The 17,711-nt window shown below is 62.5% G+C and carries 18 protein-coding genes; 4 read left to right on the forward strand and 14 right to left on the reverse strand.

Annotated features, from left to right (window positions below; translation table 11 throughout):
• Positions 1-12: 12 nt before the first annotated feature.
• From ACTJK4_RS01340 to ACTJK4_RS01370, 7 genes are all read right to left on the reverse strand, one after another.
• On the reverse strand, positions 13-2,829 hold the full coding sequence (locus ACTJK4_RS01340; protein ID WP_440815497.1) for a DUF4118 domain-containing protein: 2,817 nt from the start codon (positions 2,827-2,829) through the stop codon (positions 13-15).
• A gap of 641 nt (positions 2,830-3,470) precedes the next feature.
• A complete protein-coding gene (kdpC, locus tag ACTJK4_RS01345) occupies positions 3,471-4,085 on the reverse strand; it encodes a potassium-transporting ATPase subunit KdpC (RefSeq protein WP_440815500.1) in 615 nt (204 codons plus the stop codon).
• Positions 4,086-4,100: 15 nt separating this feature from the next.
• The gene (gene kdpB / locus ACTJK4_RS01350) at positions 4,101-6,335 is read right to left on the reverse strand and encodes a potassium-transporting ATPase subunit KdpB (protein WP_440815502.1); all 2,235 of its coding nucleotides are present in this window, start codon (positions 6,333-6,335) and stop codon (positions 4,101-4,103) included.
• Between the two features lie 40 nt (positions 6,336-6,375).
• The gene (gene kdpA / locus ACTJK4_RS01355; protein ID WP_440815505.1) at positions 6,376-8,157 is read right to left on the reverse strand and encodes a potassium-transporting ATPase subunit KdpA; all 1,782 of its coding nucleotides are present in this window, start codon (positions 8,155-8,157) and stop codon (positions 6,376-6,378) included.
• A 19-nt stretch (positions 8,158-8,176) separates the two neighbouring features.
• Positions 8,177-8,266, reverse strand: coding sequence for a K(+)-transporting ATPase subunit F (gene kdpF / locus ACTJK4_RS01360; RefSeq protein WP_037026363.1), 90 nt, complete (start codon positions 8,264-8,266; stop codon positions 8,177-8,179).
• Positions 8,263-8,388, reverse strand: coding sequence for a hypothetical protein (locus ACTJK4_RS01365; RefSeq protein WP_004628489.1), 126 nt, complete (start codon positions 8,386-8,388; stop codon positions 8,263-8,265). The genes kdpF and ACTJK4_RS01365 overlap by 4 nt, the downstream gene beginning before the upstream one ends.
• Positions 8,389-8,419: 31 nt before the next feature.
• The gene (locus ACTJK4_RS01370; RefSeq protein WP_260803636.1) at positions 8,420-9,217 is read right to left on the reverse strand and encodes a TorF family putative porin; all 798 of its coding nucleotides are present in this window, start codon (positions 9,215-9,217) and stop codon (positions 8,420-8,422) included.
• 506 nt (positions 9,218-9,723) lie between these two features.
• On the opposite strand from ACTJK4_RS01370, the gene ACTJK4_RS01375 reads away from it, so the two are divergent.
• Genes ACTJK4_RS01375 through ACTJK4_RS01385 form a run of 3 tightly spaced genes read left to right on the forward strand, consistent with a single transcriptional unit; the run spans position 9,724 to position 11,422 of the window.
• Positions 9,724-10,284, forward strand: a complete 561-nt coding sequence (locus tag ACTJK4_RS01375) for a PAAR domain-containing protein (RefSeq protein ID WP_440475799.1) — start codon at positions 9,724-9,726, stop codon at positions 10,282-10,284.
• Positions 10,281-10,895 (forward strand): hypothetical protein, encoded by a 615-nt coding sequence (locus tag ACTJK4_RS01380; protein ID WP_260803634.1) that lies wholly within the window; start codon positions 10,281-10,283, stop codon positions 10,893-10,895. The genes ACTJK4_RS01375 and ACTJK4_RS01380 overlap by 4 nt, the downstream gene beginning before the upstream one ends.
• Positions 10,892-11,422, forward strand: coding sequence for a hypothetical protein (locus ACTJK4_RS01385; RefSeq protein WP_260803633.1), 531 nt, complete (start codon positions 10,892-10,894; stop codon positions 11,420-11,422). Before ACTJK4_RS01380 ends, ACTJK4_RS01385 begins: the two co-directional genes overlap by 4 nt.
• 84 nt (positions 11,423-11,506) lie before the next feature.
• On the opposite strand, the gene ACTJK4_RS01390 is transcribed toward ACTJK4_RS01385, so the two are convergent.
• Positions 11,507-11,980 carry a hypothetical protein gene (locus ACTJK4_RS01390; RefSeq protein WP_440815512.1) on the reverse strand — a complete coding sequence of 158 codons (474 nt, stop codon included), beginning with the start codon at positions 11,978-11,980 and terminating at the stop codon, positions 11,507-11,509.
• 684 nt (positions 11,981-12,664) lie between these two features.
• Here ACTJK4_RS01390 and ACTJK4_RS01395 point away from each other — a divergent pair.
• The gene (locus ACTJK4_RS01395; RefSeq protein ID WP_440475801.1) at positions 12,665-13,039 is read left to right on the forward strand and encodes a hypothetical protein; all 375 of its coding nucleotides are present in this window, start codon (positions 12,665-12,667) and stop codon (positions 13,037-13,039) included.
• Between the two features lie 544 nt (positions 13,040-13,583).
• On the opposite strand, the gene ACTJK4_RS01400 is transcribed toward ACTJK4_RS01395, so the two are convergent.
• The 6 genes from ACTJK4_RS01400 to ACTJK4_RS01425 form a co-directional block, all read right to left on the reverse strand.
• Positions 13,584-13,898 carry a hypothetical protein gene (locus ACTJK4_RS01400; protein WP_440815515.1) on the reverse strand — a complete coding sequence of 105 codons (315 nt, stop codon included), beginning with the start codon at positions 13,896-13,898 and terminating at the stop codon, positions 13,584-13,586.
• 46 nt (positions 13,899-13,944) lie between these two features.
• Positions 13,945-14,598: a hypothetical protein gene (locus ACTJK4_RS01405; protein ID WP_440815517.1), complete on the reverse strand. Its 654-nt coding sequence runs from the start codon at positions 14,596-14,598 to the stop codon at positions 13,945-13,947.
• Positions 14,568-14,897 carry a hypothetical protein gene (locus tag ACTJK4_RS01410; RefSeq protein WP_343620971.1) on the reverse strand — a complete coding sequence of 110 codons (330 nt, stop codon included), beginning with the start codon at positions 14,895-14,897 and terminating at the stop codon, positions 14,568-14,570. Before ACTJK4_RS01410 ends, ACTJK4_RS01405 begins: the two co-directional genes overlap by 31 nt.
• A 60-nt stretch (positions 14,898-14,957) precedes the next feature.
• A complete protein-coding gene (locus tag ACTJK4_RS01415) occupies positions 14,958-15,866 on the reverse strand; it encodes an alpha/beta fold hydrolase (RefSeq protein ID WP_112186461.1) in 909 nt (302 codons plus the stop codon).
• A gap of 255 nt (positions 15,867-16,121) precedes the next feature.
• Complete coding sequence (arsB, locus tag ACTJK4_RS01420) at positions 16,122-17,195, reverse strand: ACR3 family arsenite efflux transporter (protein WP_260803627.1); 1,074 nt, start codon at positions 17,193-17,195, stop codon at positions 16,122-16,124.
• 15 nt (positions 17,196-17,210) lie between these two features.
• Positions 17,211-17,705, reverse strand: a complete 495-nt coding sequence (locus ACTJK4_RS01425) for an arsenate reductase ArsC (protein WP_260803626.1) — start codon at positions 17,703-17,705, stop codon at positions 17,211-17,213.
• Between the last annotated feature and the right edge of the window lie 6 nt (positions 17,706-17,711).

Below are 17,711 nucleotides of genomic sequence, written 5' to 3' on the forward strand. Positions count from 1 at the left end.
CAACGGTGCAGGCTACACGAGGGGCTCGGCGTCTTCCACAGGCGGCGGCTCGGCGGCGGGCAGGGCTATGACGAAGCACGCGCCGCCATCGGCCGGTGCCTCCACCCAGATGCTGCCGTGATGCGCGCTGACGATGGCCTCGCACACCGCGAGGCCCAGGCCGACGCCGGTGGTGGCCGATTCCTTCTCGCCGCGCGTGAACTTCTCGAAGATGGTGCGCACCGAGCCGGCGGGCACGCCGGGCCCGTGGTCGCGCACACGCAGGCGCAGTTCGTTGCCGCGCGCTTCGTCGTGGGCGATCTCGCCAGAGATGCGCACCTCGCTGCCGGCCGGCGCAAATTTGCCCGCGTTCTCCAGCAGATTCGACAGCACGCGCTCCATCAACGGCCCATCGCAGCGAATGAGCGGCAGGGCCGCGAGGTTATCCACAACCACACGATGATCGGGCAGCGGATTTGCCTGCAACGCCGCCCCAACCAGCTCTTCGATCGACTGCCATTCCAGCCGCAGCTTGACGTCCTGGTTCTGCAGGCGCGCCATGTCGAGCAGGTTGGTGACCATGGTGCGCATGCGCTGCGCCTGCTGGCCGATGGCGGCCGCAGCCTCGGCCTGCAGCGCGGGCAGGGGCGGCTGCGCGCGCAGCAGCGTCTCCGCCATCCCCACCAGCCCGGTGAGCGGCGTGCGCAAATCGTGTGACACGGCGGCCAGCAGCGAATTGCGCAGCCGCTCCGATTCCATGCGCACCAGGGCGTCGCGGGCCACTTCCACGTAATGCACGCGCTCGATGGCAATGGCGATGAGCGTGGCGCAGGCGTCGATCTGGCGGCGGTTGTCGGGCTGGGCGAGCACGTGGAAGGTTTCGGGCTCCACGGCCAGCACACCGCGAATGGCCATCGGCGCCTTCAAGGGCAGATACAGCACCGAGCCCGACGGCAGCGTATGCGTGCCCGTGCCGGCGGGCTGGCCGTGTTGATACGTCCAATCGGCCAGCACGCGGTCAAGATTCGGCATGCCGGACGGTGCATCGGTGCTGCCTTCCGGCTTGGCGACTTGCGGCGCACCAAGCCGCCCGTCGAGCCCGACGAAGAAGAACGCGCAGCGCCCGCCAAAGGTGGCGTTGACGAAGCGCCCGCCGATGCTGACGATCTGATCCAGCGTGAGCGCGGCGGACAACTCCCGAGCGGCCTCGTACAGCGCATGTGCGGCCGCCTCGCGCTGCACCGCCACCTCGGCTTGTTCACGCAAGCCCGCCGTCAACTGGCCCACCAGCATGCCCACGGCCAGCATCACCGCAAACGTCAGCAGGTACTGCACGTCGCTCACGGCAAAGGAATATCGTGGCGGCACGAAGAAGAAATCGAACAGCGCCACCGACAGCACCGATGCCAGCGCCGCCGGCCCGCGCCCGTGGCGCATCGCCACCGCCACCACGGCGGCCAGGAACAGCATGACGATGTTGGCCAGGTCGAACACCGGCCGCACGAGGCTGGACAGCGCCGTCGCCACGCCCACATACACGCACGCGGCCACATAAGCCGGCTTGAGCCAACTGGCTTGCGCATCGGCCACACGCTGCGCCTCGCTGCGCACGTCAGCACGGCCAATGTCCGCCGCGCGCGGCGGCAGCTGGATATGCGCCGGGTCGGCCGCGGCGCGAATCACGTCGACCTCGGGGCAATGCCGCGCCAGCGCCTCGGCAAAGTCACCGCTGGGCAACCGGCGCTCCAGCCCGATCGCCAACCGCAGCGCGACGACGATGGCGCGCGCCGATCGCCAGCGCTTCTCCGGCGGCCGCCCGATCACCGCCTTGGTGATGTTGTGGCGGCGGATATAGCCCGTGATCGCCTCGACGGCGTTGGTGCCGGCCAGCGTTTCCACACGCGCCCCCGCGTCTTCGGCCAGCTTGAGCAACGCGTGCAGACGTTCAGCGCGCGCATCGGCGGCGCGCAGATGCGGCATCACCACGGCCACGGCATGCCAGTCGCATTCCAGCTGCGCGGCCAGGCGCGCCGCGCTGCGGATGACCTGTTCGCCATCGCCCTGCGGGTCCAGGCAGGCGACGACGGTCTCGCGCGTGCGCCAGACGTTTTCAATGCGGCGCGCGCGGCGATAGGCCTGCACGTCATCGTCGACGCGATCGGCGGTGCGGCGCAGGGCGAGTTCGCGCAGCGCGATGAGGTTGCCCTTGCGGAAGAAATTGCGCGCCGCGTGCTGCGCCTGCTCGTGCATGTAGACCTTGCCCTCGGCCAGGCGGCGCAGCAGTTCATCGGCGGGCAGGTCGACGAGGATGACTTCGTTGGCGGCATCGAACACCGCATCGGGCACGGTTTCCCACACGCGGATGCCCGTGATGCTGCCGACGGCCTCGTTCAGGCTGTCGAGATGCTGGACGTTGACGGTGGTCCAGACGTCGATGCCGGCGGCGAGCAAATCCTCAATGTCCTGCCAGCGCTTCGGGTGGCGCGAGCCCGCCACGTTGGAGTGGGCAAGCTCGTCGACGAGGATGAGTGCGGGCCGGCGCGCCAGCGCGGCATCGAGATCGAACTCGGGCAGCGTGCGGCCCTTGTATTCGACTTGGCGGGTGGGAAGGTGCTCAAGGTCGGCGACCAGCGCGGCGGTTTCGGCGCGGCCGTGGGTTTCGACCAGGCCGATGATGACGTCGATGCCGGCGGCGCGGGCGGCCTTTGCCGCTGCCAGCATCGCGTAGGTTTTGCCTACGCCGGCCGAGGCGCCGAAATAGATGCGGAGCTTGCCGCGGGCGGACTGTTCTTGGCCGGATTGGAGTTCGGCTAAGAGTTGGTCTGGGTTCGGGCGCGCGGCTTCTTGCATGTTGTGTATTTTGGGTGCTTTTTGTTTTGTGGTGCATCCCTTGTTTCATCCCCTGCCGGGGCTGACTCACTTTCTTTGTCTTGCCAAAGAAAGTAAGCAAAGAAAGGCGCGCCCGAGATGGCGAAAGATTCCTTGAATTTGCGTAACCGGGCGGAGACGGGAAAAACTCGCTTCGCTCAGACAGTTTCCCGTCTTTTTTCCGCCCGCTTACGCAAATTCAAGGCGCCATCTAGGGCAGGTAAGGCCACACCATCGGAGCACGAACGCAGTCGTGCTTATGCGGCAAGACACGAGGCAAAGCAGCAAGAGTCGGTGGAGACCGCGAGCGAAGCGAAGCAGCACACCGCAACAAACGAGCCTCCGACAGGCCACGCAAACCACCGTTTTGGCCGTTGACATTCCTGCCCTAGATGGCGCCTTGGATTTTTGTTGCGGGGAGGATAAAGAGGGGAGGCCTGTCTGAGCGCAGCGAGTTTGCCTCCCCTCCCTCCCCGCGACACAAATCCAAGGGGGTGTCGCCATCTCGGGCGCGCCTTTCTTTTGCTTACTTTTCTTTGGCAAGACAAAGAAAAGTGAGTCGGTCCCGGCAGGGAACGAAAGGGGGATGGACCACCAACACATAACCCGGTGGTCCACAAACCTCACCTCAACCCATCCAACGCCAAATTCACCTCCAACACATTCACAGTAGCCTCGCCAAACACCCCAAGCACCGGCCCCTTGGTGTTCTCAGCAACAACCCGCTGAACCACCTCCACCGAAAGATGCCGCGCCCGCGCAACACGCTCAACTTGGTACGCAGCAGCAGCCGGACTAATCTGCGGATCGAGCCCACTCGCAGAAGCCGTCACAAGGTCCGCAGGAATCGGCGCAGCATTCCCAGGGTCCGCTTCCTTCAGCGCCGCAATGCGTGCCTTCGCCGCCTCCGTCAACGCCGGGTTGCTCGGCCCAAAGTTCGAACCACCCGAAGCCTGCGCGTTATACGGATTCGGCGCAGTCGCCGAGATCCGCCCCCAGAAATATTCCGGGGTGTCAAAGTTCTGCCCGATCAACGACGAGCCAACCGCCTTGCCGCCACGCTCAATGATCGAGCCCCCGGCCTGCGCCGGAAACAGCGCCTTGCCGACGCCCGTCACCACCACCGGATACAGCACCCCGGTAATAAGCGACAGCCCAACAAACACCACCAGCGCCGCACGCAGCAGCCCACCTTGTTGCGGCACATCGCCCTGCACGGTTTGCGTTGTGGTTGCCATGAATGCACTCCTTCCTTAAACCCAGCCCATCGTGGCCAGGAACATGTCGATGAGCTTGATGCCCGGGAAGGGCAGCAGCAGGCCGCCCAGGCCATAGACCAAGAGATTGCGGCGCAGCAGCGCAGCGGCCCCTAGCGCGCGGTACTTCACGCCCTTGAGCGCCAGCGGAATCAGGAACACGATGATCAGCGCGTTGAAGATCACCGCGCTCATCACGGCCGATGCGGGCGTCGCCAGATGCATCACGTTCAGCGCGGCCAGCTGCGGATACGTCGTCGCAAAAGCAGCCGGGATGATGGCGAAGTACTTCGCCACATCGTTGGCAATCGAGAACGTGGTGAGCGAGCCGCGCGTCATCAGCATCTGCTTGCCGATCTCGACAATCTGGATCAGCTTGGTCGGGCTGGAATCCAGGTCGACCATGTTGCCGGCCTCCTTGGCGGCCTGCGTGCCGCTGTTCATGGCGACGGCCACGTCAGCCTGTGCCAGCGCGGGGGCATCGTTGGTGCCGTCACCGGTCATGGCAACAAGGCGGCCCTGCGCCTGCTGTTCGCGGATGAGCGCCAGCTTGGTCTCGGGCGTGGCCTCGGCAATGAAGTCGTCGACGCCGGCTTCGGCTGCGATGGACGCGGCGGTCAGGCGGTTGTCGCCGGTGATCATCACCGTCTTGATGCCCATCTGGCGCAGCTCGGCAAAGCGCTCGCGAATGCCGGCCTTCACGATGTCCTTCAGTTCCACCACGCCGAGCACGCGGTCGTTGTCGGACACCACGAGCGGCGTGCCGCCTTGGCGCGCGACATCATCGACCGCGGTCGACACGGCATCGGGAAACTTGCCGGCCAGCAGCGTCACATGCGTGCGGATCGCATCGGCCGCGCCCTTGCGGATCTGGCGGGCCGAGTCCCCCTGCGCGTTCTGCCCAACATTGATGCCGCTCATGCGCGTCTGCGCAGAGAAGGCGACGTACACGGGTTGCGTCTTCGCCAGCGCGGCTTCATCGATGGACGCCTCGCCCAGATTGCGCGCGAGCGTGACGATGCTGCGGCCCTCCGGCGTTTCATCGGCCAGCGACGACAGCCACGCCGCCTCGGCCAATTGCTTGGCCGTCACGCCCGGCGCGGGGATAAAGCGCGACGCCTGGCGGTTGCCGTGCGTGATCGTGCCGGTCTTGTCGAGCAGCAGCACATCCACGTCACCCGCCGCTTCCACGGCGCGGCCTGACGTGGCGATCACGTTGGCCTGCATCATGCGGCTCATGCCCGCCACGCCAATGGCGGAGAGCAGCCCGCCAATGGTGGTCGGGATCAGACACACCAGCAGCGCAACGAGCACGGTAATCGTGATCGGCGAGCCGGCCTTCATCGCCTCCACCGAGAACAGCGAATACGGCAGCAGCGTGACGGTCGCCAGCATCAGGATGATGGTCAGGCTCACCAGCAGAATCGTCAGCGCCAGCTCGTTGGGCGTTTTCTGTCGCTTGGCGCCTTCCACCATCGAGATCATCCGATCGAGGAAGCTCTCACCGGGGTTGGCGGTGATGCGCACGATGATCCAGTCCGACAGTACGCGCGTGCCACCGGTCACGGACGAGAAATCCCCGCCCGATTCGCGGATGACCGGAGCCGACTCGCCGGTGATGGCACTTTCGTCCACCGAGGCCACGCCTTCGATAACCTCACCGTCGCCGGGCACCATGTCGCCGGCTTCGATGAGCACGATGTCGCCACGGCGCAGCGCGGTGGCGGCGCGTGCTTCCACACGGTCTCTGCGATGCGGGTCTGCCAGCACCTTGGCCTGCACCGTGGTCTTGATGCCGCGCAGCGATGCGGCCTGCTGCTTGCTGCGGCCCTCGGCCAGCGCTTCGGCAAAGTTGGCGAACAGCACCGTGAACCATAGCCACACCGACACGGCGAGGATGAAGCCCGCCGGCGCCTCGGCCTGGCCGCGCAGCGCCATGATCCACAGGATGGTGGTGAGGATGCTGCCGACGTAGACGACAAACATCACCGGGTTCTTGGCCTGCGCGCGCGGCGACAGCTTGCGGAAGCTGTCGACAATGGCGGGCTTGACCAGCGCCGACGAGAACATCGACAGCTTGCGCACATCCTTGGCGGACAGCGTGGTGTGCGTCGTATGCGTGCTGCGTGCCTGCGGCTCGGCGGCTGCAGCAGCACCAGTACCGGCGCTCGGCTCAAGCTTGTGCTTGACCGTACGCACAGCCGGTTCGGATTCGGGATAACGGATAGCCATAAGGCACCTGTTGATATGGGGTAGACGACTCGCCGTGCGCTTAGCGTGCGAGGTGTTCTGCGATCGGACCGAGAGCAAGGGCCGGGATGTACGTGAGCGCGCCCACCAGCAGCACCGAGCCGATCAGCAGCACCACAAACAGCGGCCCATGCGTGGGCAGCGTGCCGGCCGTCACGGGCAGGCGCTTCTTGGCGGCAAACGTGCCTGCCATGGCCAGCACCGGCACGATGATCCAGAAGCGGCCAAGCCACATCGCAATGCCCAGCGCCACGTTGTAGAACGGCGTGTTGGCAGACAGGCCCGCAAACGCGCTGCCGTTGTTGTTGGCGGCGGACGAGAAGGCGTACAGCACTTCAGAGAAGCCGTGCGTGCCGGGGTTGAAGATGCCGGCCTTGCCCTGCGTGACCACCACGGCGATGGCCGTGCCCACCAGCACCAGCAGCGGCGTGACGAGGATGGCGATTGACGTCATCTTCATCTCGAACACCTCGATCTTCTTGCCGAGGTATTCCGGCGTGCGGCCGATCATCAGGCCCGCAATGAACACGGCCAGGATGGCGTACACCAGCATGCCGTACAGGCCCGAGCCCACACCGCCAAACACGACTTCGCCCAGCTGCATCAGGAACATCGGCACGAAGCCGCCCAGCGCCGTCAGCGAGTCATGCATGGCATTGACGGCACCGCACGAAGCCGCCGTGGTGATGGTGGCAAACAGCGACGAGGCCACGATGCCGAAGCGCGTTTCCTTACCTTCCATGTTGCCCACCGCCTGATCGATGCCGAGGTTGGCGAGCATCGGGTTGGCGTGCAGCTCAGCCCATGCCAGGAAGACGGCCAGCACGGCAAACAGCACCGTCATCGCCGCAAGCACGGCCCAGCCTTGCCGGCCATCGCCCACCATGCCGCCAAACGTAAAGCACAGCGCCGCCGGGATGATGAAGATCGCCAGCATCTGCACGAAGTTGGTCAGCGCGTTGGGGTTTTCGTACGGGTGTGCGGAGTTGGCGTTGAAGAAGCCGCCACCGTTGGTGCCGAGCATCTTGATCGCCTCTTGCGACGCGACCGGGCCCATCGGCAGGGTCTGCGTCTGCGTGGTGGCTTTCTCGGTGACGGGGTTGCCTTGGGCATCCTTGAGCGGGTTGCCCTGCGCGTCCATCTTCGGGTTGTCGTACGTGGTGGCGGTGACGGTGGTCACCTCCTTGTGGCCGTCGAAGTTCTGGATCACGCCCTGGCTCACGAAGAACACCGACACCAGAATCGACAGCGGCAGCAGCACATAGACCGTCGCACGCGTGAAGTCGACCCAGAAGTTGCCGATGGTGTTGGCCGAGTGCCGAGCAAAACCACGGATGAGCGCAATCACCACCGCAATGCCGGTGGCCGCAGACAGGAAGTTCTGCACCGCCAGGCCGAGCATCTGCGTGAGATAGCTCATCGTGCTTTCGCCCGAATAGCCTTGCCAGTTGGTATTGCTGACAAAGCTGATGGCCGTGTTGAAGGACGAATCCGGCGTGATGGCACCAAAGCCCTGCGGGTTGAGCGGCAGCCACTGCTGCGCGCGCTGCAGCGCATACACCGCCAGCGCGCCCAGCACGTTGACGACGATGACGGCCAGCGCATAGCGCTTCCAGCCCATCTCGGCCTGCGGGTTGACGCCGGCCGCGCGGTAGAACAGCCGCTCGATGGGGCCGAGCCAGTGTGTGCGCGATGGCCGGTTGTTATCCGTGCCAAACACGCCGGTCATATACGCGCCCAGCGGTTTGGCCAGAACCAGCAGCACGACCAGGTAGATCGCCAGCTGGAGGAGGAACGCATTCATGGTGTGCCTCGCAGTGTTGTTAGAAGCGTTCGGGCCAGAGCAAGGCCACGAACAGATAAACCAGCAAGGCCACCGTGATGGCCCCGGACAGCACATAGAGCCACGTCATTGCTGTTTCTCCATCGCGTGCGTGGTGGGTTGGTCTTTGGTGGCAAGCCGGCCGGAGAGGGCGAGCAAGCCGCCCACTGCCAGCGCCAGCACCGCAAGGCCGGCGAGATAAACGAGGTCCATATGCGCTCCCCTTTCCTTCAGGTCGTGATGGTCAGAACGTCTTGGTCACGGCCAGCAGCGCGGTGGCCTTGCCCATGTAGTTGCCGCGCGTGTTGGTGTACGCGGCGCGTGCAGCGTTGGTGTCGATGTACGCAAGCGATGCCGTCCAACCGCTGCCGAAGTCTTTCGTCACGCCCACCTTCCAGTCGGCATACGACGTGCGCACCACCTGATGCGGCACCTGCTGGTAGCCCACGTGCAGGTTCAGCGTCAGGCCCCAGAAACCGGTGTCGAAGTTGCCCGACAGATCGAAGTACTGGCTGTGGTGGCTATCTGCAAAACCGAACAGGTTGGAGAACGCGTGCGAGTACTTGAACGAGACCGGCCCATAGCCGATCTGCGCATAGCCCTCGGTGGTGTGCGGGCGCGTGTAGCCGTCGGGGTAGCTGCCCGGGTAGTAATACTGCAGCACGCCCACATCAATGGGCACGTCCTTCATCAGCTCGGTCTTGTAGCCGCCGTAGAAATCCATCTCGATGGGGGCGGAGACGTTGGGGTTGGAATCCCCCAGCCAGCTGATCGACGAGTTCCAGTTGCCCACGTAGAAGCCGTTGGGCAGCGCGTAATCCACACCGCCCTGAATGGCCGGCTTGTTGTTGGTCTGCATGAGACCGCGATAACGGTACTGGCTGGCCAGCGTGACGTTGGCCGTCAACGGGCTGGCGGGTGCAGCGGCGGGGGCCGGCGCAGTGTCAGTGGACTGCGCAAAAGCGGCCGCGCTGGACAGTGCTGCGGCACAGAAGACAACGCCACCGATGACGGTGGCGTGCAAAGAAACCTTGGCTTGCATGGACCTTTCCCTTGTTGTTTTAGGTGCCGCCCGGCCCGGCGCAGATGCGCGTCAACTGGGGCCGGATGCGGCGTGCAGGCAGGCTCCCGTCACAGGGCCTGCGTGCAGTGCAACAGTAGGGAAAGGGGGGTAAAAACGGGGTAAAGGTTGGGGGGAGGGGTGTAAACAGGATGTAAAAACGCACCCTGCCGCATCGGCAATTGATGGCCGGCAGCTGCCTGTCAGCCGCCAATGTGGATGCAGCGCCGAAGCAGCTTTCAACAAGCACCGTCATCGCCTTGATTGGACCTCATCCATGGCGACGGAATTTCTCCAGGACGTCGACTCCTGTCAGGCCGACTGAAGTTCATCCCGCGTGTTGGCGAGTCGCAGACACACATCCAATCCAAGAGGCACAAACCTTTGCAGATATCCGAGCCCCTTCTGGCTAGGCTTGGTCGCGATTCTTTCGGCTTGCCGAGAGCGGCAAGGTCAACGCGATACACAACGAGCTAGGAGATGCACGCATGGCAGATATGCGAGAGGCGCTGAAGCATGGGGACGTAACAACCACTGGTGGAAGGTTGATTTCTTCAGCGGTTGGCTTTGAGCATGATGGTGTCGAGGTGGGGCAGGAAGGGGACTTGGCCACCTGCCCCGCATGCGGGACGATGGGGAAGGTATTCAACGATGCCTATCCGAGCTTCACCCTTCGAAGCGGGCTGCAAATCTTGGTGCGAGGCGCCAAGGTAATGTGCCAATGCGAAACGAAGCCCCTGGTCATTCCGTCGCAGCACAACTTCAACATTGAGGTTAATCGGCAAGGTGCAGGCGCCAGCGCTGAAAGTCCCGTGTATTCCCAGGGTTCAGCAGGAAATGGCGTCGACGGAGAAATCATCGAACAGTATTACGAACTCTTGGGAGACGACGGACAGCCTATCGACGGCTATCGGTATGACTTGTTCTCTGACGAAGACCAGTTCGTTCGGAACAGCGTCATGACGAACGGACGCACCGTTGCCGTGACCGGTGATCGTCACCTAAGAATTGTGATGTGGCTGGACAAGAAGGGGCAGGTGCGAGCATGAGCGAGAAACTGAACGCCGAAACTCGTCTTCTTGCCGCCATCGCATATGGCGAGTCTTCGACCAAGGACGTATTTGAGGAAATGGCAGCGCTTGCGAATGTGATGGTTCGACAATCAAAGGCACGAGGTTACGCCTCGATAGTGGCCTTCACTGCAAAAGAAAAGTCTTTTTCCTTTGTTGTTGCCGATGGAAACCAAAGATTCGGAAGGCTGATGCGTGCTTCAGAGTCTGACATTGGGAGATCATCCGCTATGTCAGATGCTGTGAGGGCTGCGACGAATGCGTTAAGCGGTGGTCATGATTATTCAGGTGGCGCCTACTTTTGGGATGGGGCAGACATCAAGTCAAACTACGACAGACATTTCAAGGTAAGGAACGGCATAAAGTTCACAAACCCTAATCACAACATATATGGGATCAAAGAGTCCACCAAATTGGTGATCAAGACAAAAACTACCAAGACAAAGAAGAACGGGAAAATCGAGGTAAAGACGGAGGAGATATATCGCTATGACCATATCTACGACTCAACCGCCGCACATGGCGGAACAATATTCTGGAAACAGAATCCGGATTATCTGAAATTCACAAAATCCAAGGAGCATTTGTGAAGCACTTCATAGCGCTGTTCTTGGGATTGTTTTCACTCAATGCGCTCGCTCAGATCCCGGAATCAGTCTTGAGAAGCTGCATGCTTCTGGAAAGTAGCGGCCCGGACGTCGAATACAGCGAGCTTGATCGCACCGGAACAGTCAGCGACGATGAGATTCTGGGCTACTCGCTTTTTTCCTATGCTCGTCATGACGTAGTTTTCGGCTACGCGACGGCAAACAAAGGATCGCGTGACCTCATCGTTGTTGGAGCGATGCGGGTTCCGATTTCCCGAGCAAAGAGGCTAGGAACGGATCGCCCACAGCGTATTGACTCTTCAAAAGCGGTTTATTCGGTCCTAACCAAGGCGCATAAAAACTATTTCTGCATTGCGTCGAATTTCGGCGGACTGGGTCGGAGCGGATCATTCCAAAATGTTCGGCAAGCCTACATAGCACCGTTGAAAGTCGCTCATAGCGGTGGTCGCATGGAAGCGGTCTATTACGGTGTGCAGGACATTCGGAATTTCGCAAACAGGGCGAAATAGAGAAAGGGGCGATGCCCCAAAGGGATTCACAGCATGGAAGCCGCGCAAGGCGGCTTCCGTCACGTGCAGCAACTACGCCTCGTGTCACTCGACGACAGTCTCGCCCTCCTTCCTCCTCGGCGACTTAGCAAACCGCGCCGACAACGCCTTACGCGCCGTATCCAACCCTTCGCCTTTGCCGGCCACCTTGAGGAAGGCATACCCCTCCAGCACGGCGTTCATGACATCGCTCCCTAGCGCGAGCTGCGAGTCGGCCATCCGTTCCTGGATGCGGTTCACGCGCACCAAGCGGCTCCGGAGCTGGTCGAACGCGGCCAGGTCGCGGCGGACTTCTGCAAGGTTGAAGTTGGCAGGCAGCACGTTGGGGTTGTTACCCAGCACCTCGACCGCCATACGGGCGAACGCCTCGGACTTGTCGCCCATTTTGTTCAGGAACCGGCGCTGCTTGATCGATAGGTCGATCAAGCCCGTGAGCTTGTCTTCGATCATCTTGAGGGCGCTATCCACGGCGGCCAAATCTGTTGTGCTGAGTTGAAGCGAAATCAGGTTCTGCGACATTGCATTCCTTTTTTTGGGGTTGGCAACGTCATGCCTGGGGGCATGACGGCCGCAGACTGGACGTTGCTTGGGTCAGCAGCAATGGTTCGCCACCCCTTTTCACAAATTGCCTACGTCGATAGGGTTCAGAACGCCATCAATGCGGTTTGGAACGCCATGGCCCCGAGTTCGGAACGGCAAGTGTGAGGTTCTGAACCTCGCGGTTGGGGTTCTGAACCTCATGCGTGAGGTCCGAAACCTGAACCGAGACGTTCAGAACGTCATAGGGTCACGTTCTGAACTCCACCATCCGAGTTCAGAACGCCATGCGTGGGGTTCGGAACCTCACGATTGGGGTTCAGAACCTGAAGGTTGCAGTTGCGAACCCCACCGTTGCTGTTGGGCACTCCATTGGCTGCAAATCAGACGCTAAAGCCGACCCCCATCGCTATAATTCCCCCGCTGCCGCACCAACGGCAGCCGGGTGTAGCAGCCCGTCTCTTTCTCACAGGCCGGATAGCCGCTGCCACGCGGCTTTTTTTCATCCGGAGCTTGTGCACGCCTATTGTTTTTATGGCGGGCCGGGCAGGGAGACCTTCGGGTCTGCCGGTTTCCTGTGAGGCCGGTCTGCTACCCCTGTCGTCGGGCCCGCCACCCTCGTGTAGCAGCGAATGGCTGGGCCTCTCTTGTCTCACAGGAGGTTCCATGACCGGAGTCGCAAGCGGGCACCGTCCCGCGTCTTACCCATCTCCACCAACAGCACCACCCAGTCCAGCGCCCACGTCGTCTGAGGCAGGCACGCTTACAAAAAACCGTACCTACCTGAACGGCGCAATTGCAGCGCAGGCGTATCTCAGGCGCACCCGCACCGCCATGCGCACCCACGGCCAATGCCGACCGGGCATGTTGCGTGAGGAGCTTCAACACCTCTCCACACACGCGTTCCCGCCGGCTTTTATCAAAGGCTTTATGGATGCGATTGATGCGTACGTTTCGATGTCGCTCGGGGGCCGCGACGTTGATCCGCAGACGTGGGACGTGTTGGCCGCCATAGAGCGGCGTGGCTACAACAGCCAATAACAACGGATTGACGCATTCCCGTGACGGGCGGGAATGCCACGCCTGAATTGTCGAATGGGACTTGGGTGCTCAGTTGACCGCAAATCAGACGCGATGGCCTGTACCCCGTCGCTATAATCCCCGCCGCGACACCAACGGTAGACGAGCGTAGCAACCCGTACTGCAGTCTTTAGACAGACTGCCGCGCCAGCGAGAGTCCATCTTCGTTCGCTTGTGTTTCTCATGGCGGGCCGGGCGGGGAGACCTTCGGGTCTGCCGGTCGTTCTCTAAGGGCCGGTTTGCTACCCCCGCCGTCAGGCCCGCCACCCCGTGTAGCAACGATGCAGCGGGCTTCAACACACCCGCACGCTTCCTATGGCGGGCCGGATAGGGAGACCTTTGGGTCTACCGGTTTTCTCGGAGAGCCGGATCGCTAACCCCATCGTCAGGCCCGCCTCCCTCGTTAAGCGACAAAAGCCGGCCTTTCACCGGCGCGGAGACGCCTTATGTCTACCGGTGAACAGGCGGCGCAGTCTCCGGACGGTAGGGAAGCCGCCCCGCGCTATCACTCAACGCGCTCCTCAAACTCACTGAGCCGCCTCATGACAGCGGGGTTGTCTTTGTACCGCCGCTTCAACGCAGCAAGACGCTTGTCTGTGCCGGCGCAGTAGATGTCAAAGCTGTCGAACAGAAATTCTCTTCGCTCCACTTGTTCCGGGCTGTCTCCCTCGAATGGTTCCCCACGAAAGTGGTCGCAGATTTTCCGTTCTTTAATGAACGCTCTGACCTCCGATGGCAGCGGCGACGGCGTAAGCGCGCTTGCGTGCGAACACGCCGTCAGGAGGACGAGGAAGCCGGCCAACTTCAAGGTGATGTTCATGTGAGCACAGATGCGTTGAACAGACCTTGTGACAAGGCGCGCGGCCTCAATGCGCCATCCGCCGGAGCGCACTCAACCCAACGATGGCGAACAAAAGCAGGAAGGCCCCTAGAAACCCCGTCAGTAGTCCACCAACCATGGCGCGATTGCGGAACCACGTCGGGCCGAATGATCGCGTCGACCAGTCGGCTGCGACCTGGGTACGCCCTTGCGCGATATCGCCAAGGCGTCTGGCGGCAGTTTCAAGGTTGGAGAAGAAGCGCTCACCGCCCGTGGAATCTCCGTCGATCGTCCCGGCCCAGATGTTCACGCGGGCATGCAGGGACGCATCGCACCATTCGACTGCGCCCGCGTAGCGGGTCAACAGGACGTCCAGCGCAGCGCATAGGTCGCTGTCTGCGGCAACCGCGTGAGCAACGTTCGGCGCTTGTTTGCCATACGCAAAAAGGCCGGGGCGGATTTCCGCCTTTGGAAGCCATGACAGCGGGTTCAGGAAGCGCATCTTCTCTTTTGCATAGAACCCGACGTCGACTGGCTTGGCGCAATCGACAGAAATCGGCGCAACTTCAAGTCCTTGCAGGCGCGCAATCGAGACATTGCGCTGCCGGGCCATTTCATCAACTGACTGCATGGTGTGCGGTGTCTGGTGGGCAACCTGTTTGCAAGCCCTCAAACCTTCTCCACCGGCTTCAACTCCCACATCGGCAGGTAATTCATGATCGGCCGCTCAAACGTGCCGCCCTTGTCGAGAAACGGCTTGCCCGAGTCCAGCATCGGCCGGAACGTATCCAGTTGCTTGGCCGCGTCCAGATCGGTCCACAGGCTCACGTTCGACAGCGACGATGTCGACTCGTCCTCGCCCACATAAAACGCGACCAACCCGCGCATGGCTTCGATACCGGGCCGGAGCACGGCTTCGAGGTCGTTCATCATCTGCCGCATCTCGGCAAACTTGTCTGGCGGGCACCGCAGAATCGAAACTCGGACGACTGGCTGCATTGGAAACTCCTTTCGTTGAGATGCGTGAAACACCAATAAAGAAAATGCAGAAGGCCGACGCTACTGCGCCAAAAACTTAACAACCGCATTGACCGTAGCCTGCGTCTGCTCCTCCATCAACCAATGCCCCGCATCGGGAATCACCAGCTCCTGCACGTTGGTGGCGGCATTGCGCATGACGATGGCTTCGTTCTCGCCAAACGACTTGGCGCCGCCAATGGCGAGCACCGGCATGGGCAGCTTGGTGGCGATGGATTTCTGGTTGTCCTCCGCGTCTTGCGGGATCGACAGGAACTGCGCAAATGCCGAATGCATGGCGCCCGGCTTGGCGTAGAGGCGGGCGTAGTGCACGCGCGTGGCTTCGTCGATCTTGGAAGGGTCGCCGGCAAACTCATTCCAGAAGCGGTCGAGGTAGATGCGCTCGCGGCCTTTGACGAGCCGCTCGGCATCGGGGCCGCCGAAGGAGAAGTGCCAGAGCTTGGGCGAGCGGACGATCTGTTCCCACGGCGGCACGCCCGGCACGGGGGCATCCATGACGACCAGCCGCGTGGTCTTGTCCGGATAGCGCGCCGCATAGGCAAACGCCACCATGGTGCCGATGTCGTGGCCGACCACATCGGCCTGGTCGATGTTCAGCTTCGTCAGCACCGCCCGGATGTCTGCGGCCTGCGTGCGCTTGTCGTAGCCGCCTTCGGGGTGCGACGACAACCCCATGCCGCGCAGATCCGGCACCACCACGGTATGCGTGCGGGCCAGCTCGGCGGCCAGCGGCGCCCACATGTCGCCCGTGTCGCCAAAGCCGTGCAGCAACACCACGGCCGGGCCGCTGCCGCCCACACGCACAAACAGCGTCGCCCCGTCAGTCTGGATGTTCTGGTGCCGAAAGCCGGGTGGATAGGGCTTGACCTGCGCTTGCGCAAAGGGCGTCATGGCCAGCATGAGCGCGACGGCGGCAAACAATTTTCGCATGGCTTTCTCTCCGGGGGGCAGGTGGCTGGCCGGGCCGATGAGGAAGCAGCCTGTGGATCAGGTCGTACGGGCTGTGCGCGACGCGGGCAAACGGGCAGCGCGGGGCCTCGTAAAGAGTAGTACGCGCCGCGCGTGACGCAAGCGAGAAGGAGAGGGGGAGGAGGAGGCGCGCGTTGACGCCTCAGGCGTTATGGCCGGGGTGGGTGCCCGCCAGACGATTCGAGCGCGCTGACCGCCGGATTGAAACGTGTACCGCTAGGTCCGGCACTCGTACCAACCCTGCGTCTGGTTGACGATGCGCACCACCAGCAGCATGACGGGCACTTCGATCAGCACACCAACGACGGTGGCCAGTGCCGCACCGGAATGGAAACCAAACAGGCTGATCGCGGCCGCGACGGCCAGCTCGAAGAAGTTTGACGCCCCGATCAGCGCAGACGGGCAGGCGATGTTGTGCTTTTCGCCCACCGCGCGGTTGAGCCAGTAGGCCAGCGCTGAATTGAAGAACACCTGAATCAAGATGGGCACCGCCAGCAGCGCGATGACCAGCGGCTGCTTCAGGATCGCTTCGCCCTGGAACGCAAACAACAGCACCAGCGTTGCCAGCAGCGCCGCGATCGACCACGGGCCGATCTTCGCCATTGCGGCGTCGAACGCCGATTGGCCTTTCGCGAGCAGCACCTTGCGCCAGATCTGCGCGAGGATCACCGGAATGACGATGTAGAGGGCGACCGAAGTCAGCAGCGTTGCCCACGGCACCGTGATGGCGGACATGCCCAGGAGCAAGCCGACCAGCGGCGCAAATGCAATGACCATGATGCTGTCGTTCAACGCCACCTGTGACAGCGTGAAGAGCGGGTCGCCGCCCGTGAGCCGGCTCCAGACGAACACCATTGCGGTGCACGGTGCCGCAGCCAGCAGGATCAGGCCTGCGATGTAGCTGTCGAGCTGGTCTGCAGGCAGCATCGGCGCAAACAGATGGCGGATGAAGAGCCAGCCGAGAAACGCCATCGAGAACGGCTTGACGAGCCAGTTCACGACAAGCGTGACGCCGATGCCTTTGACGTGCTGCCGCACTTCATGCAATGCGCCAAAGTCCACCTTGACCAGCATCGGGATGATCATCACCCAGATCAACAACCCGACCGGGAGGTTGACCTGCGCGTATTCCATCCGACCGATCTGCTGGAACAGGCCGGGCAGCACCTGGCCGAGCACGATGCCGGCAACGATGCAGAGGGCCACCCAGACGGTCAGGTAGCGCTCGAAGAAGTTGATGGAAGGCTTGGCGACGGCCTGTGCCGGCGGCGCTACGTTGGATGCAGTCATTGGGCAGGCTTCAGATCAATTTTGCGAGATGCCTTCCAACGCCGTTTGCAGCTCGGCATTGCTCATGCTGTCGAGCGGCAGTGCCAGCAACTGCAGCATGCGATAGCCGATGGCTTGGCGTGTGAGGTCAAAGGCGAGGCGCTTGCCTTCGTCGCCGCCGGTCGCGTTTGACGGGTCGGCATAGCCCCAATGCACTTTCACGGGACTGCCCGGCCAATACGGGCAGGTCTCGGCTGCAGCGCTGTCGCATACGGTAATGACGATGCGCATCTGCGGGGCGCCGTCCGCAACAAACTCGTCCCAGCTCTTGCTGCGGTAGCCGGTGGTGTCGATGCCTGCGTTGGTGAGGGCTTCGAGTGCGAATGGGTTGAGGCGGCCGCTCGGTGCGCTGCCGGCGCTGTAGGCGCGCACGTCTTTGCCGAGTTGCTTGGCCCAGTGGTTGAGCATCCCTTCGCTCAGCACGCTGCGTGCGGAGTTGTGGGTGCAGAGGATGAGGACGTTGGTGGTCATGCGTGC

It is taken from the genome of Ralstonia sp. 22111, assembly GCF_052045895.1.
In the GTDB taxonomy this organism is placed as follows: Bacteria; Pseudomonadota; Gammaproteobacteria; order Burkholderiales; family Burkholderiaceae; genus Ralstonia; species Ralstonia wenshanensis.

Coding starts and splice junctions, on each gene's coding strand:
- ACTJK4_RS01340 (WP_440815497.1), bottom strand. CDS start 2,829: ATGCAAGAAGCCGCGCGCCCGAACCCAGACCAACTCTTAGCCGAACTC.
- kdpC (WP_440815500.1), bottom strand. CDS start 4,085: ATGGCAACCACAACGCAAACCGTGCAGGGCGATGTGCCGCAACAAGGT.
- kdpB (WP_440815502.1), bottom strand. CDS start 6,335: ATGGCTATCCGTTATCCCGAATCCGAACCGGCTGTGCGTACGGTCAAG.
- kdpA (WP_440815505.1), bottom strand. CDS start 8,157: ATGAATGCGTTCCTCCTCCAGCTGGCGATCTACCTGGTCGTGCTGCTG.
- kdpF (WP_037026363.1), bottom strand. CDS start 8,266: ATGACGTGGCTCTATGTGCTGTCCGGGGCCATCACGGTGGCCTTGCTG.
- ACTJK4_RS01365 (WP_004628489.1), bottom strand. CDS start 8,388: ATGGACCTCGTTTATCTCGCCGGCCTTGCGGTGCTGGCGCTGGCAGTG.
- ACTJK4_RS01370 (WP_260803636.1), bottom strand. CDS start 9,217: ATGCAAGCCAAGGTTTCTTTGCACGCCACCGTCATCGGTGGCGTTGTC.
- ACTJK4_RS01375 (WP_440475799.1), top strand. CDS start 9,724: ATGGCAGATATGCGAGAGGCGCTGAAGCATGGGGACGTAACAACCACT.
- ACTJK4_RS01380 (WP_260803634.1), top strand. CDS start 10,281: ATGAGCGAGAAACTGAACGCCGAAACTCGTCTTCTTGCCGCCATCGCA.
- ACTJK4_RS01390 (WP_440815512.1), bottom strand. CDS start 11,980: ATGTCGCAGAACCTGATTTCGCTTCAACTCAGCACAACAGATTTGGCC.
- ACTJK4_RS01395 (WP_440475801.1), top strand. CDS start 12,665: ATGACCGGAGTCGCAAGCGGGCACCGTCCCGCGTCTTACCCATCTCCA.
- ACTJK4_RS01400 (WP_440815515.1), bottom strand. CDS start 13,898: ATGAACATCACCTTGAAGTTGGCCGGCTTCCTCGTCCTCCTGACGGCG.
- ACTJK4_RS01410 (WP_343620971.1), bottom strand. CDS start 14,897: ATGCAGCCAGTCGTCCGAGTTTCGATTCTGCGGTGCCCGCCAGACAAG.
- ACTJK4_RS01415 (WP_112186461.1), bottom strand. CDS start 15,866: ATGCGAAAATTGTTTGCCGCCGTCGCGCTCATGCTGGCCATGACGCCC.
- arsB (WP_260803627.1), bottom strand. CDS start 17,195: ATGACTGCATCCAACGTAGCGCCGCCGGCACAGGCCGTCGCCAAGCCT.
- ACTJK4_RS01425 (WP_260803626.1), bottom strand. CDS start 17,705: ATGACCACCAACGTCCTCATCCTCTGCACCCACAACTCCGCACGCAGC.